The following is a 13687-nucleotide window of genomic DNA, read 5'->3' on the forward strand; positions in this document are numbered from 1 at the left end:
TTCGCTGCCCTGACGTCGGAGACATCGAACTGCGAAGGGGGCGAATCTTATCGCCTCGATCGCGAGTCCGCAAGCCCTTCCCATCGACTTAATTGAAAAGAGGCGCAACGCGCCTCCTCCTTTCACTGAGCGGCATTCGCGCTCACGATTTCGGATCGTCCGTCGTCGGCGGGTCGAACAGCGCCTTGCACGGCGGCGAGAGTTCATCGTAGTGCTGCTTCATGCAAGCCTTGATCTTCTCCTTGTTCGGGATCGCTCTCGCGCAGAAGCGGAATGCATCGCCACGGCAGGCATGTTCCTGCTCGTTGCGCGATTCGCCGCTGCTCGCCATCGCGAAGGTTAGACCGACCAGCAATGCGCCCGCTTTCATCATGCGATCGAACGGCTTCCTCATGGCGTTCTCCTCGTGATGCGTAGTCCGACGCGACCCTGCAAGGGCTATTCCCGGCACGCCGCTTGCAGCGCTGCCCTCACCTGCCACGATGAGGCGCTGCTCTCACGCAGCGGAACGCCATGAACCCACCGCTCACCCGGATCCTCGCGCTTTGCTCGGCCATTGTCATACCAGGCATCCCCCTGGCCGCTCACGCGGACGACAGCGCGAGCCCCTGCGCGGCGCTCAAGCGCATCGTCGCGGCAGCACCGCAGCATTTCGCGTCGCTGAGTCCTGACGACGGACACGCCGTCGCGCAACCCTATGGCGACGACGCGCAGTGCGCAACGACTGGCGGGAGTTTTCAGTGCGTGTGGAGCGCGCGCGACGCCGGATCTGGGACGAATGCGCTCGAAGGCGTAGGCGCCGACATTGCCTCGTGCCTGCCCGACGCAACGCACGACGTGAACTCGCCTGGCCGCCAGCACTTCTATCTGGGGCAGCGCGGCAGCCGGACCGAGATCACCGCGCAGACCGATGGCTCGACGCGCGTCAAGCTGATCGTTTCACATCAATAGGCATGCCGTCAGCCAAACGCGTCCGCAACCGCGCAGTTCAGGACCGCTATGAGCCCACGGCCGCCCGCCGCCGCGTCGCGCCCGCCGCAGCCCGCGCGGCGCCGTGCCGACGGCCGGTGAGCACCGTCTGCACGATCACCGCGGCAAGCAGGAATGCGCCGCTCGCCAGGTTTTGATAGTAAGGGCTCAGCGTGCCGACCTGATTGATCACATTGTCGATGACACCGAGCAGCAACACGCCGGCCAGCGGTCCGGCCATCGTTCCCACGCCGCCCGTGAGCAACACGCCGCCGATGACAGCCGCGGCGATCGACTGCAGTTCGTAGCCGGTCCCCGCCCCCGACAACCCCGAGTCCAGGTGCGACGCCAGCAGCGCCCCCGAGAGCCCGGCGAGTGCACCGGACAATCCATAGGCGAGTATCTTCACGCGCTCCACGCGCACGCCCAGCATGCGCGCCGCCTCTTCGTTGCCGCCGATCGCAAAGATCGCCGCGCCAAAGCGCGTGTGGTTGAGCAGCGCGCCGCCCAGCGCATAGACGACCACCAGCACCCAGATGAGATTGTTGACGCCAAACACCGAGCCATTGGCGATGCGCGCGAAGAAACCCGGATTGGCAATCAGCAGATCCTGGCTCGCGAGCACGAGCGCGAGCCCCTTGAGCCCGAGCAGCGCCGCGAGCGTGACGATGAACGGCGCCATGCGCGCGCGGGCGATCAGCACGCCGTTCACCAGACCGACGACGAAACCCGCCGCCACGGGCGCGAGCATCGCGGCGCCCCAGCCATAGGGCGCGGCATAGGCGGCCAGCACCGTGCCGAGTCCGACCATCGACCCGACCGAAAGATCGAAGCCGCCCAGGATGATGACGATGCTCTGCCCCACGGCGACGAGCCCGAGAAACGCACCGTTCGACGCGATGTCCGCGAGGTTCGCGGGGCGCAGGAAGTCGGGAAACACCATGCCGGCCACGAGCGCCACGACCACGAGCATCGCGATCGCCCCGCGCGACTGCACGAGCGCGATCACTTGCGCGCGCCGATTGGCGCCCGGCGTGGCGGCGGTTTGAACGTCCACTGGTTTGGCGTTTTGCATCGCGTCAGCCTCCCGAGCGTTGCAGATACAGCGCGACGACGATGAACACCGCCTTGAGGATCTGCGCATAGGTGAAGCTGATGTTGTTCATGATGAAGCTCGCATCGAGCACCTGGAGCAGCAGCACGCCGAACACCGCGCCGACGATCGAGATGCGTCCGCCCGAAAGCGGCGTGCCCCCGATGACCGAGGCGGCAATCGCATCGAGTTCGAAGTTCACACCCACATAGTTGGGATCCGCCGCGCCAAGTCGCGATGACGCGAACACGCCGGCGAGTCCGGCAAGCGTGCCGCTCACCGCGTAGACGAGAAAGAGCGTGCGCCGCACCGGAATGCCCGCGAGAAACGCGGCGCCGCGGCTCGCGCCCACGAGAATCGCGTAGCGCCCGAAGGTCGTGCGCCGCACGACGAACGCGACCACCACCGCGAGCCCGAGCGCGATCAGCATGACGACGGGCAGCGGGCCGAGCGCGGCGGCGCCGAGCAGATCGAACCCGGGTGTGTCGGGCAGATTCACGCGCGAGCCACCCAGCAGCGCCTGCGCAAGCCCGCGCGCGGCGACCAGCAAGGCGAGGCTCGAGATCAGCGGATCGATGGCCAGCAGCGCGACGAGGAACCCGTTGCAAAAGCCGACGACGGCGCCCACCGCGACCGCGCCCACGAGCGCCGGGCCCACGCCATACGGCAGGAACACGGCGATCGACGCGCTGGCGAGCGCCATCACCGAGCCTACGGAGAGATCGATGCCGCGCGTCGCAATCGCGAGATTCTGGCCCAGTGCGATCAGCACGATCGGCGCCGCCTCGAACAGCAGGCTGCGCGCCGCGAAGGGATTCGAGAAGCCGGGCGTGACGGCGAGATTGAACGCGACGAGCGCGGCGAGCGCGAAGTACACGCTGTGCTCGCGCAGCACCGCGCGCCAGGTCCGCGCGCGCGCCTCGGCGCCGGTCGCCGCCGAGACGGAACGGCTCGAGGAATTCGAAGGATTCGAGGGGCTCAAGCTTGCCTCGTTCGATTCAAGGTTGGTCGCCATCGGAGCGGTTGTCGTGGATTGTGGCGGGTTTGGCGCGGGGTTGCTCACGCGGTGCCGTCGCCGTGGTCGGCGCTGGCGTCGGATCCGGCGCCGGCCAGCACGGCGAGCACATCGTCGGGATGCGCGCCGGCGGTCGGCATGCCGCCCTCGGTCGCGCCTTCGTTGAGCACGACGAGGCGGTCGGTCAGCGCAAGCAGCTCTTCCATCTCCGAGGATGTGACCACCACCGCGAGCCCCTCCTGCGCAAGCTCCTGCACGACGCGATGCACCTCCTCTTTCGCGCCGACGTCGATGCCGCGCGTGGGATCGTCGAGCAGCAGCACCGTTGGGCGCGTAGAGAGGCAGCGCGCGATCAGCGCCTTTTGCTGATTGCCGCCCGAGAGCGTCGTGATGAGTGCGCCGGGCCCGGCCGTCTTGATGCCGAGCCGCTCGATCGAGTCCCGCACCACTTGCGCTTCCTTCGCACGCGAGATGAAGCCGAAGCGAGAAATGCGCGGCAGCAAGCTTGCGACGATGTTCTCGCGCACCGAGAGACGTGGAAAGATGCCTTCCGCGCGGCGGTCTTCGGAGAGGAAGGCGAGCCCGCGTCCGATCGAGCGCGCCGGGTTGGCATGCGTGAGCGCGCGGCCAGCGACATCGACCTCGCCGCCATCGGCCTTTTGCGCGCCGAAGATCGTCTTGAATGTTTCCGTGCGGCCCGAGCCGAGCAGGCCGGCCAGCCCGACGATCTCCTTGCGGGCCACGCGCAGAGACACGTCGCGCACGCGGTTGCCCCACTGCAAATGGTCGACGGCGAGCGCAGGCGTGGCGTCGGCATCGGCGCTGCCCGAGCGCTCGGCCCAGGCGTGCGCGCCCGCGCTCTCGCGGCCCAGCATGGCCGCGATCAATGCCGCGCGCGGCAGTTCTGCGGGCGTACCCGTGCGGACCACTGCGCCGTCGCGCATCACCGTAAAGCGATCGCACAGCCGGTAGCATTCGGAAAGCCGGTGGCTCACGAACAGCAGTGCAATGCCCTCGGCGCGCAGACGATCGACGACTTCGAACAGCACGTCCACCTCCGCACCGCTCAGGGCCGAAGTCGGTTCGTCGAGGATCAGCACGCGCGCGCCCAGCGAAACGCCGCGCGCAATCGCCACCATCTGCTGCGCGCCGAGCCCGAGCGAGCCGAGACGCGCGGCCGGATCGACCGCGAGCCGGTAGCGCTGCACGATGTCGGCGGCGCGCTCGAGCATGCGCTTCCTGTCGATCAGGATGCCGAAGCGTTTCGGTTCACGGCACAGAAAGATGTTGTCGGCCACGCTGCGCTCCGGTATCAGGTTGATTTCCTGATACACGGCGCACACGCCCGCGCCCTGCGCGGCGCGCGGACTGTCGAACGCGACGTCCGCGCCGTCGAGCGTGAGCGCGCCCGAGTCGGGCTGATGAAAGCCGGTGAGGACCTTGATCAGCGTGGACTTGCCCGCGCCGTTCTCGCCCACGAGGCCGTGCACCTCGCCCGCGCGCAGCGTGAGCGAGACGTCGCGCAGCGCGCGCACCACGCCGAAGGTCTTCGAAACGCCGTGCGTTTCGAGCACGGCGCGCGGCGTGGCCGTGGCGGAACCGGCGCGACCGGTGCGATCGGCGGGGGCGCTCGTCGTCATCGTGCGGACGCAGCTCAGTAGACCTTGCCCTGCGCGAGCGACGGCTGCGCGTTGTTCCGGTCGAACAGCGCGTCATCCATGATCTGCTTTTGCGGCACCGGCTTGCCCGCGAGATAGTCTTCCAGCGACTTGAAGGCGAGCGGACCGAAGCGAGGGTTCGTTTCGACGTCAGCAGCGACAATGCCGTTCGAAATGTCCGTGACGATTTCCTTCGTGCCGTCGATCGAGACGATCTTCACGCCGTTGAGCTTGCCGGCCTGGCGCAGCGCCTTGATCGCGCCGACCGTCATCGTGTCGGCGTGGGTGTAGACGGCGTTGACGTCCGGGTGCGCGAGCAGGATCTGCTCCATCACCTTCTGCGCTTCGGTCGTCGACCAGTTCGCGGTTTGCGCCGCAATGATCTTCATGCCGGGATAGGGCTTGAGGCCGTTCGCAAAGCCGTCCGTGCGCTGGCTTTCCACCGTGTTGCCGTAGCCGCCCTGGATCTCGGCGATGATCGCGTTGCCGCCCGTGGCGTCTGCCAGCGCCTTCGCCGCGCGCTCGCCCTGCTTGTAGAAGTCGGAGCCGAGGAACGTGATGAAGTCGTCGCACACCGTGCCCGCCGTCTGCCGGTCGATCGTCACGACGGGGATACCCTTCGCGCGCGCCTGGGCGAGCGCGGGCTGCAGGCCTGTGGAGTCGTTGGGCGCAATGATGAGCGCCTCGGCGCCCTGGTTGATCATGCTTTCGATGTCTGCGACCTGCTTCGCCTGGTTGGCGTTCGCGTTCGTATACAGGAGACGCTTCACGCCCGCTTCCTTCGCCGCTGCGCGAACCGAGGCGGTTTCGGTCGCCCGGAACGGGTTCTGTTCATTCTCCGACTGAGAGAACCCCACCACCATGTCGCTCAGCTTCTTGCCGGCCGGTTTGGCATTCGTGCAGCTCTCGCTGGAATTCGACTGGACTTTCTGCGCGCCGGCGGTGGACTGCGCGTGAGCGCTCGCGGCGAACGCGCTCGCGAAGCAAAACCCGGCGGCGATGAGGGCGGACTGGATTCGTTGATGACGCATGGCTGTCTCCTGTCGACCGCACACCTGACGCTTCGACGCCGGGTGCGGTCCCATGCAAAGCTGTGAATGACATGAACGGCGCAGGCCTACGGCCCCACCGCGGCGTTATTTGTCTTTCTTGTTTCATCGGTGCCGCGCATGAGGCTCGACGCCGAATTATTACCGTCACTGCTTCAACTAATATTACCAGTCAATTTTCAGAGATATTAATGAGGGTATTCACGGGGGAAGCAGAGTCCGGCGCGCACACCGAGGTCCGTTCGATGAGCGGCCCGTCGAGCTTCACGGTGCGGTGGCGCACCGGCGCGCCGGCGCTGCGGTTCTGCTCTTCCTGCAGCAGCGTCTCGACGGCCCAGCGCCCAAGCTCGTAGTTGGGCAGCACGACGGTGGTGAGCGGCGGGTGGGTGTGACGCGCGATTTCCTGGTCGTCGTAGCCCATTACGGAAACGTCTTCGGGCACGCGCAGCCCGAGTTGCTTGAGCGCTTCGATCGCACCGATCGCCGTCAGGTCGTTGGCGCAGAAAATCGCGGTGGGCGGATTCGGCTCGCGCATGAGCGAGAGCGTGAGTTCGAAACCCTTGCCCGAACTCCAGTCGCCGTCGCGCACGAGGCGTTCGTCGAACAGCAGGTCCGCAGTCGCGAGCGCCTGGCGATAGCCCTTCAGACGGTCTTTCGCGGCGTCCTGCCAGGTTTCGCCATTGATGAAGCCGATGCGCCGGTGCCCCGCTTCGATCAGATATTCGGTGGCCGTATGGCCGCCCGCCACTTCGGCCGGCACGACCGAAGAGAGCGCGTGATCGGACGCGTAGCAGTTGAGCAGCACGGCCGGCACCTTCAGCAGGGCGGGCGGCACCGTGACCTTGCGCGTGTACACGGTCGCGTAGATCACGCCGAGCACGTTCGGCATGGCGAGAGTTTGCAGCACCTGCTGCTCCATCTGTGCGTTGCCATGCGTCGAGAACACCGCGAGCAGACAGCCGTTGTTCCAGGCGGCGTCGCGCGCGCCGTCGATGCTCACGACCGGATGCGGACTCGTCGAGACTTCGTCGGCGAGATAGACGATGAGATTGCGCTCGCCTGCGGGGGCGGGCGTCTGCACCGCGCGGATCGGCAACTGGTAGCCAAGCGATTGCGCGACCTCGTGCACCTTCAGGCGCGTCGCTTCGGAAAGCTTGGCGCCGACCGCGCCGTTGAGCACGAGGGAAACCGTCGATTGCGATACGCCGGCGGCCTTCGCGATGTCGGTCATGGTCGGGCGGCGTTGCGTCGATTTTTTCATCGGATCTGAGGGGGACTGCGGGAGGGCTGCGCGGCGCGGCGGCGCGCGCTCGGGGCCGCGCTGTTGGCCCGAAGCGTAGCACTAATAATTTTGGCCATCAATTGGAGCATGTCACCATTTTTTGGCGGAATCATCAGCGATTTCAGCGCCTATATTATCTTTTATTAGTAATAAAACGATGCACTTGGAGAACGCTCATTTGACTGCCCGACCGACACCCTCGTCGCCCCCGGAGATCGCATTCGACGCCGCCGCGCTCGACGACGGCCAACTCGTCACGCTGGCCCATGGCGACGCGCGCGCGCTCGTCGCGCCGCACGTCGGCGGCTCGATCGCGGCGTTCTACGACGCAGCCGGCCAGACCCCTGCGTCGCACTGGCTGCGTCCCGCCACGCGCGCCGCCATCGACGCGCGCGATCCGCTAGGCATGGCGAGCTTTCCGCTGATGCCGTACTGCAACCGCATCCGCGACGGGCGATTCCGCTTCGAAGGCGAGATGATCGACTTGCCGAGCGGCACCGGCGCGCTGCGCCACGCGCTGCATGGCCACGCATGGCGGCGCCCCTGGGCGGTCGAGGCGCAAACGGCTGATACGCTCACGCTGCACTTCCTGCACGAGCCGAACGAGTCACATGAAGCGCACGGACCCCACGGATCGCGCAAGGCCAGTTCTCACGTCGGCACCGGCTGGCCGTTTCGCTACGAGGCGCGCCAGCACCTCACGCTCGACGCCAGCGGCCTCACCGTGCGCCTGTGGGCGCGCAACCTGGCCGCGCGGCCCATGCCGTTCGGTCTGGGCCATCACCCGTACTATCCGCGCTCGCCCGGCACGCGTATCGCCGCGCGCGTGCGCGCCATGTGGGAGATCGACACGGAAGTGCTGCCGGTCTCGCTCAGCGCGCACCCAGCCGTCGACGCGCTGCAGGCCGGCCTGATCGTCGACGACTTCGACCTCGACAACAACTTCTCCGGCTGGCGCCGCGAGGCGGTCATCGAATGGCCGCACGAAGGCCGTCGCCTCGCGCTGCGCGCGAGCACGCCACTCGACTTCTTCGTGGTCTTCTGTCCACCCGGCCTGCCCTACTTCTGCGCCGAACCTGTCAGCAACACGACGGACTGGCTCAATCTGCGTCACGAAGGCACCGTGCAGCGCATCGACGTGGGCGGCACCGTGCTCGCGCCCGGCGAAACACTCGAAGCCCAGCTTGCCTGGCAACCCGAGTGGACCTGAAGCGGTCGGTCGCTCACATGCCGGCGCCGCTCTGCCCACCCGAGCGCACGCCCGCCAACGGCGCGCCGTAGCCGCCCGCCTCGGCGTTGTTCGGGTGGCCGTTCGCGAGTTGCCCGCGCGGATCGGTGGGACCGACCGGCATCTCGCCGGCCTGGCGATTGCCGTGGGTCGGGTATTCGCTGCCGGGCTGGGCGCCCGGCATGAGCGCGAGGCTGTTTTGCGGCGTACGCAGGTCGTCGTTCGGCGCGAGCTGGCCAAAAACCTGGCTGGGCGCGCCTGCCAGCATAGCGCTTGCCATAAGGCACGGCATGGCCGCGTGGGCGAAGAAAAGCTTCATCTGGCACTCCTTGTCGCGCAACGCGACACGCTTGCGGCACGCGAGTGCTCGCCGTGCTGCTTTCAGGCTAGCAGACGGCCGCCTGCCACGCCCCATAATGATTTCCAGCAAACGCCGCGCTGCGGTTACTATTCCGGGTTGTAAGGCAAACCAGAAAAAGCGGCTCGCCACGGCGGGCCGATACAACGACAACCTCGGTCGACAGGAGACAAAACCATGGACCAGCCGCGTGCCGTCGACGTCCAGACCTTCATCAACGAACATCCGTTCTCGCCGTTCCAGTGGTTCATCTTCGCGATGTGTTTCGTCATCGTCCTGCTCGACGGTTTCGACACTGCCGCGATCGGCTTCATCGCGCCTTCGCTGCTCGGCGAATGGGGCATCCCCAAACCCGCGCTCGCGCCCGTGCTGAGTGCGGCGCTCTTCGGCCTTGCTTGCGGCGCACTCGTGTCCGGACCGCTTTCCGATCGCCTCGGGCGCCGCGCCATGCTGGTCGGCTCGGTGTTGCTGTTCGGCGTGACCTGCCTCGCTTCGGCGTTCTCCACCAGCATCGGCGAACTCACGTGGCTGCGCTTCATTACGGGCGTGGGTCTCGGCGCCGCCATGCCGAACGCGGTCACGATGATGGGCGAGTTCTGCCCCGACCGGAACCGCGCCACCGTAATCAATCTGATGTTCTGCGGCTTTCCGCTCGGCGCGGCCTGCGGCGGCTTTCTCGCGGCGTGGATGATTCCGCATTTCGGCTGGCGCAGCGTGCTCATGCTTGGCGGCGTGACGCCGCTCGTGCTCGCCGTGCCGCTCTTCCTGCGCATGCCGGAATCGGTGCGCTACATGGTGGCGAACCAGCGGCCCGTCGAGCGTATTCGCGCCGCGCTCGCCCGCATCTCGCCCGACGCCGCCAAGGCGCAGGTGTTCACGATGACGGAGCACGCGCCGCAGACGCAAAGCAAGGGCCTCGGCGTGGTGCTTTCGCCGATGTACCTCGTCGGCTCGGTGATGCTGTGGGTCGCGTATTTCATGGGGCTCGTGATCTTCTACGCGTCGATCAACTGGATGCCGCTCCTGCTCAAAGACTCCGGCCTCACGGCCTCGAGCGCCACGCTGATTTCGGCACTCTTCCCGCTCGGCGGCGTGGGCGCGGTGCTGAGCGGCATGCTGATGGACCGCTTCAACGCGAACCGCATCATCGCCGCGTGCTACGTGCTCACCGCGCTTTCGGTGTGGCTCATCGGCCAGGCAGCGGGTAACGTGGCCCTGCTCGTGCTCGTGGTGTTCGTGGCCGGCGTGCTGATGAACACGGCGCAATCGTCGATGCCCGCGCTCGCCGCCGCGTTCTATCCCACCCAGGGGCGCGGCACCGGCGTGGCCTGGATGCTCGGCATCGGGCGCTTCGGCGGCATTGCGGGCTCGTTCCTCGTGGCCGAACTCGCGCGCCGGCACTTCACGTTTGCGGGCATCTTCGCGACGGTTGCCGTCGCCGGTCTGATTGCCGGCGCCGCACTGCTCATCAAGCAGGCCGCGCGGCCGCAGACGAGCGGATCGTCGGCGGCAAAGACGGAGTCGTTCGGGCACTGAGGCCCGCGGGCGTATCGATGATTGCGCCGTGCCGCAGGCCACGGGCCGGCGCAATCCGCAGAGCGATCAGCCGCCGAGCGCGCCGAGATTGAGCCTGTGCGAATGGCCGATCCACACGGCGGCGTCGCGATGATCGCGCAGGGCATCGGTGGTGTTCGGATGCACGAACACGTCGAGTGCGCCGTGATTGAGCGTGAGCCATTCGACGACCGTCGTGAAATGCTCTCGCGTAATGGCGAGCTGATACGACCACATTGGATGCGGCCCGACCGGGCGCTCGTGAAAGCGGCCGATCTGCACGATCTCGCCGAAGCGGGCATCGATCGCCTCGCGCAAGGTCCATGCGGCGTCGCGCATCGCCGCGTCGAAATAGACGTGGGCGTGCCAGCTCGTGATTTCGGCGGGATCGAGGTGGTTCATGGTGGAAGCAGGAATGCGGTGAGGGTTCGAGCCGACATTGTCCATCGAATGCGCGCACCGCGCAGGCGAACGCACCACGCGAGGTTTCAGTGCGCGCCGTTCGAATACGTGTCGCCGACCATCAGCCGCACGATTTCGTCGCCGTCGGTTTCCGAGACGCGCCGCTCGCCCGCCACTTCGCCGCGCCGCAGCACGACGATGCGCTCCGCCACCGCGAAAATATCGTGCAGGTTGTGCGAGATGAGAATCACGGCCACGCCCTGCGCCTTGAGTCCGCGGATCAACTCCATCACCTTGCGTTGCTCGGGCACGCCGAGCGCCGCGGTGGGCTCGTCCATGATGAGCACGCGCGCGTTCCAGTAAATCGCGCGGCCTATCGCAATGGCCTGGCGCTGGCCGCCCGAGAGCATTTTCACGGGGCCCGTGAGCTTGCGCGGCGGAATCACGATATCGAGCCGCTCGAGCACTTCGCGCGCCACCCGCGTCATGTGCGGCCGGTCGATCACCTGGAAGCCGAGTAGCCGTCGCACGGGTTCGCGGCCGAGGAAGATGTTGCTGCCCACGTCGAGATTGTCGGCGAGCGCGAGATCCTGATAGATGGTTTCGATGCCCTGCGAGCGCGCATCCTGCGGGTCGCGCAGCTGGAGCGGCCGCCCTTCGAAATGCAGATCGCCCGCATCGGCGCGATACACGCCAGAGAGAATCTTGATGAGGGTGGACTTGCCCGCGCCGTTGTCGCCCGCGAGCGCAAGCACTTCGCCGGGCATCAGCCGCAACGACACACGCTTGAGCGCCTCCACGCCACCAAAGCGGATCGAGACATCACGCGCCTCCAGAATCGGCGTGGCGCTCTCATCGCTCATTGCGCGCCTCCGAGCCGATCCTTGTACTGGTCGATCAGCACCGAAAGAATGATGACGATGCCGACCACGATGAATTGCCAGAACGCGTTGACGTCGATGAACACGAGCCCGAATTCGATCACGGCGATGATGAGCGCGCCGATCAGCGTGCCGATGACGTTGCCGGTCCCGCCAAAGAGACTCGCGCCGCCGATCACGACCGCCGCGATCGAATCGAGCAGCATGGGTTCACCCGCATTGGCCGCGCCCGCAGCGAAGCGCGCTGTGTAGACGATGCCGCCCACCGCCGCGAAGGCCGCCGCAATCAGATAGATCGCGAACAGATGACGGCGTACGTTGATGCCCGCGCGCACCGCCGACTGCGGATTGCCGCCTACTGCGTAGGTGTACTGACCGAAGCGCGTTTGCGAGAGCACGAAGTGCATGATGACGAGCAGCACGGCCGTGAGGATCACGGGTGTCCAGCCGCTGCCGAGCCACGCGAGCCCAGGATTGTTCACGGAGACGGTCATGCCGCTGCCCGCAGCGAGAAAGCCCACGCCGCGCGCGACCCCATACATGCCGAGCGTGCCGATGAAAGCGGGCACGCCCAGGCGCGCGATCAACACGCCGTTCACGAAGCCCGGAATCAGGCATACGAGCACCGTGAGTGGTATCGACATCAACAGGATCCACGGCGATGCGCCGCCGGGAATCGTGAACTGTGCGACGCACACCGCCGCGAGCCCCATCACGAAGCCCACCGAAAGATCGATGCCCGCGGTGATGATCACGAAGGTCTGACCGATGGCCAGCAACAACGGCGCGCTCGCGGCAAGGCCGATCGACTGCATGTTGTACGCGTTGAACACGAATGACCGGTGCGCCGAGATGCGCGCCCACGCCTCGAAGAAGACGAGCAGCGTGCCGAGAAAGAGCCACGGCCAGACCTTGCTGACGAGCGCGAGCCTGTCGAGTCGTTTGTCGTTCATGTGGCTCTGTTCGCGCGGCTTAGTTCGAGTAGATGTACTGCTTCATCTCCGGCTTGTCGATATTCGACCTGTCCAGCACCACGAAGCCCGTGCCCTTGTAGGTGGGAATCTTCTTGCCGTGGATGGTGTCGGCGGCGAACTTCACGGCGTCATAGCCCATCTCGTCGGGAAGCTGCGCGATGGCGATATCGACGAGGCCGCTTCTGATCTGCTCGTCGATGCCCGGCACGGCGTCGAACACGACGACCTTCACCACGCCCTGCTTGCCCGCGTTCTTCACGCCTTGCGCCGCGCCTGCACCCGAAAACGTGTTGGCGCCGAATACGCCCGCAAGGTCGGGATTGCGCGCGAGTACCGCCGCCACGTGCGAGGCGGCGCGATTGGCGTCGTCCTCGTTGTACTGCGTCTCGAGCACCTTGATGTTGGGGTGCTTCTTCATCTCTTCCATGAAACCTTGCGCGCGCGCGTCGGTGCTGGAAATGCCCGGCTTGTTGTTCTCGCAATAGACGGTGCCCTTGTCGCCGATCGCTTTGGCGAGCGAGCGCGCCGCCACGTGGCCGCCTTCCAGGTTGTCGGAAGCCACATAGGAGAGCGGGAAGTCGGCGTCGCCCTTGCCGCTTTGATAATGGCCGTCGCCGATATAGGTGTCGACGGTGATGACCTTGATGCCGGCGTCGGCGGCTTCCTTGAGCGGGCCGATGAGCTGTTGCTTGTCGACGGGCGAGACGAGCAGCACGTCGGGATGCTTGGCGATGAACGCCTTGAGGATTGGCACCTGCTCCGTGGTGTTCCAGGCCTTCGGAACCTGGAACAGCAACTGGATGTTTTCTTCCTTCGCCGCGCGTTCGGCGCCGCGATGCATCGTGAAGTAGAAGGGATCGGTGACGCCGGGCAGCAGCGCGACGACGGGATGCGCCGCATCCGCGTGCGCCACGCCGGGCAACGCGCCGGCGACGATCGTGGAAAGAGCCATCAGACAGCCAAGAGCGATGCGCAACATGTTTGTCTTCCTCCAGGTGAGTCCGACGCACGGCGCCCAATCTTCCCGAGGCGACCACGCCCGGCAGCAGTGGCTCAGTATACTGACGCGCTCTGCCGTGGGGCCTGGTGTTTTCCTGCACTCTTTCGACGCTTTATGCGCTTCGGATGCAGACGTCCCGATTGGTGGGACGACTGACTATTTTCATTGCAGGAACAACCGATACGCCGGGTTTTGCGTCTCTTCCCAGTGCGGATAACCGAGCG

14 protein-coding genes are annotated in these 13687 nt (G+C 66.3%); 3 read left to right on the top strand and 11 right to left on the bottom strand.

The window, feature by feature from the left end; all coding sequences use genetic code 11:
* Positions 1-142: 142 nt before the first annotated feature.
* A complete protein-coding gene (locus ACOJB8_RS39885) occupies positions 143-370 on the bottom strand; it encodes a hypothetical protein (protein ID WP_370684357.1) in 228 nt (75 codons plus the stop codon).
* A gap of 143 nt (positions 371-513) precedes the next feature.
* Between ACOJB8_RS39885 and ACOJB8_RS39890 the strand changes: the two genes are divergently transcribed.
* Positions 514-951 carry a hypothetical protein gene (locus tag ACOJB8_RS39890; RefSeq protein WP_368662048.1) on the top strand — a complete coding sequence of 146 codons (438 nt, stop codon included), beginning with the start codon at positions 514-516 and terminating at the stop codon, positions 949-951.
* 46 nt (positions 952-997) lie between these two features.
* On the opposite strand, the gene ACOJB8_RS39895 is transcribed toward ACOJB8_RS39890, so the two are convergent.
* The 5 genes from ACOJB8_RS39895 to ACOJB8_RS39915 all read right to left on the bottom strand — a co-directional run bounded on the left by ACOJB8_RS39895 (position 998) and on the right by ACOJB8_RS39915 (position 7045).
* On the bottom strand, positions 998-2044 hold the full coding sequence (locus ACOJB8_RS39895) for an ABC transporter permease (RefSeq protein ID WP_475017711.1): 1047 nt from the start codon (positions 2042-2044) through the stop codon (positions 998-1000).
* 4 nt (positions 2045-2048) lie between these two features.
* The gene (locus ACOJB8_RS39900) at positions 2049-3044 is read right to left on the bottom strand and encodes an ABC transporter permease (protein ID WP_368607095.1); all 996 of its coding nucleotides are present in this window, start codon (positions 3042-3044) and stop codon (positions 2049-2051) included.
* Positions 3045-3121: 77 nt separating this feature from the next.
* A complete protein-coding gene (locus tag ACOJB8_RS39905; RefSeq protein WP_475017714.1) occupies positions 3122-4717 on the bottom strand; it encodes a sugar ABC transporter ATP-binding protein in 1596 nt (531 codons plus the stop codon).
* A 14-nt stretch (positions 4718-4731) separates the two neighbouring features.
* A complete protein-coding gene (locus ACOJB8_RS39910) occupies positions 4732-5766 on the bottom strand; it encodes an ABC transporter substrate-binding protein (RefSeq protein ID WP_368662044.1) in 1035 nt (344 codons plus the stop codon).
* A 190-nt stretch (positions 5767-5956) separates the two neighbouring features.
* Positions 5957-7045, bottom strand: coding sequence for a LacI family DNA-binding transcriptional regulator (locus tag ACOJB8_RS39915; RefSeq protein ID WP_083245737.1), 1089 nt, complete (start codon positions 7043-7045; stop codon positions 5957-5959).
* A 199-nt stretch (positions 7046-7244) separates the two neighbouring features.
* On the opposite strand from ACOJB8_RS39915, the gene ACOJB8_RS39920 reads away from it, so the two are divergent.
* Positions 7245-8276: an aldose 1-epimerase gene (locus ACOJB8_RS39920; protein WP_475017716.1), complete on the top strand. Its 1032-nt coding sequence runs from the start codon at positions 7245-7247 to the stop codon at positions 8274-8276.
* Between the two features lie 13 nt (positions 8277-8289).
* On the opposite strand, the gene ACOJB8_RS39925 is transcribed toward ACOJB8_RS39920, so the two are convergent.
* Entirely contained in the window at positions 8290-8562 is a 273-nt protein-coding gene (locus tag ACOJB8_RS39925) for a hypothetical protein (RefSeq protein ID WP_475017723.1), read from the bottom strand.
* Positions 8563-8829: 267 nt separating this feature from the next.
* Between ACOJB8_RS39925 and ACOJB8_RS39930 the strand changes: the two genes are divergently transcribed.
* Positions 8830-10188, top strand: coding sequence for an MFS transporter (locus tag ACOJB8_RS39930; RefSeq protein WP_368662042.1), 1359 nt, complete (start codon positions 8830-8832; stop codon positions 10186-10188).
* Between the two features lie 66 nt (positions 10189-10254).
* Here ACOJB8_RS39930 and ACOJB8_RS39935 read toward each other — a convergent pair whose 3' ends face one another.
* The 4 genes from ACOJB8_RS39935 to ACOJB8_RS39950 all read right to left on the bottom strand — a co-directional run bounded on the left by ACOJB8_RS39935 (position 10255) and on the right by ACOJB8_RS39950 (position 13442).
* Positions 10255-10608 (bottom strand): DOPA 4,5-dioxygenase family protein, encoded by a 354-nt coding sequence (locus ACOJB8_RS39935; RefSeq protein ID WP_475017718.1) that lies wholly within the window; start codon positions 10606-10608, stop codon positions 10255-10257.
* An 86-nt stretch (positions 10609-10694) separates the two neighbouring features.
* Positions 10695-11471: an ATP-binding cassette domain-containing protein gene (locus tag ACOJB8_RS39940; RefSeq protein WP_475017720.1), complete on the bottom strand. Its 777-nt coding sequence runs from the start codon at positions 11469-11471 to the stop codon at positions 10695-10697.
* Positions 11468-12442: an ABC transporter permease subunit gene (locus ACOJB8_RS39945; protein WP_368684403.1), complete on the bottom strand. Its 975-nt coding sequence runs from the start codon at positions 12440-12442 to the stop codon at positions 11468-11470. Before ACOJB8_RS39945 ends, ACOJB8_RS39940 begins: the two co-directional genes overlap by 4 nt.
* A gap of 19 nt (positions 12443-12461) precedes the next feature.
* Positions 12462-13442: an ABC transporter substrate-binding protein gene (locus ACOJB8_RS39950; RefSeq protein WP_368730199.1), complete on the bottom strand. Its 981-nt coding sequence runs from the start codon at positions 13440-13442 to the stop codon at positions 12462-12464.
* Between the last annotated feature and the right edge of the window lie 245 nt (positions 13443-13687).

The sequence above is a fragment of the Paraburkholderia sp. BR10141 genome (assembly GCF_056155635.1).

Excerpts from the sequence above, each read along its gene's own strand:
- ACOJB8_RS39915 (WP_083245737.1), bottom strand. The coding sequence starts at position 7,045 with ATGAAAAAATCGACGCAACGCCGCCCGACCATGACCGACATCGCGAAG.
- ACOJB8_RS39945 (WP_368684403.1), bottom strand. The coding sequence starts at position 12,442 with ATGAACGACAAACGACTCGACAGGCTCGCGCTCGTCAGCAAGGTCTGG.
- ACOJB8_RS39890 (WP_368662048.1), top strand. The coding sequence starts at position 514 with ATGAACCCACCGCTCACCCGGATCCTCGCGCTTTGCTCGGCCATTGTC.
- ACOJB8_RS39925 (WP_475017723.1), bottom strand. The coding sequence starts at position 8,562 with ATGCTGGCAGGCGCGCCCAGCCAGGTTTTTGGCCAGCTCGCGCCGAAC.
- ACOJB8_RS39895 (WP_475017711.1), bottom strand. The coding sequence starts at position 2,044 with ATGCAAAACGCCAAACCAGTGGACGTTCAAACCGCCGCCACGCCGGGC.
- ACOJB8_RS39910 (WP_368662044.1), bottom strand. The coding sequence starts at position 5,766 with ATGCGTCATCAACGAATCCAGTCCGCCCTCATCGCCGCCGGGTTTTGC.
- ACOJB8_RS39905 (WP_475017714.1), bottom strand. The coding sequence starts at position 4,717 with ATGACGACGAGCGCCCCCGCCGATCGCACCGGTCGCGCCGGTTCCGCC.
- ACOJB8_RS39940 (WP_475017720.1), bottom strand. The coding sequence starts at position 11,471 with ATGAGCGATGAGAGCGCCACGCCGATTCTGGAGGCGCGTGATGTCTCG.
- ACOJB8_RS39935 (WP_475017718.1), bottom strand. The coding sequence starts at position 10,608 with ATGAACCACCTCGATCCCGCCGAAATCACGAGCTGGCACGCCCACGTC.
- ACOJB8_RS39950 (WP_368730199.1), bottom strand. The coding sequence starts at position 13,442 with ATGTTGCGCATCGCTCTTGGCTGTCTGATGGCTCTTTCCACGATCGTC.
- ACOJB8_RS39885 (WP_370684357.1), bottom strand. The coding sequence starts at position 370 with ATGAAAGCGGGCGCATTGCTGGTCGGTCTAACCTTCGCGATGGCGAGC.
- ACOJB8_RS39930 (WP_368662042.1), top strand. The coding sequence starts at position 8,830 with ATGGACCAGCCGCGTGCCGTCGACGTCCAGACCTTCATCAACGAACAT.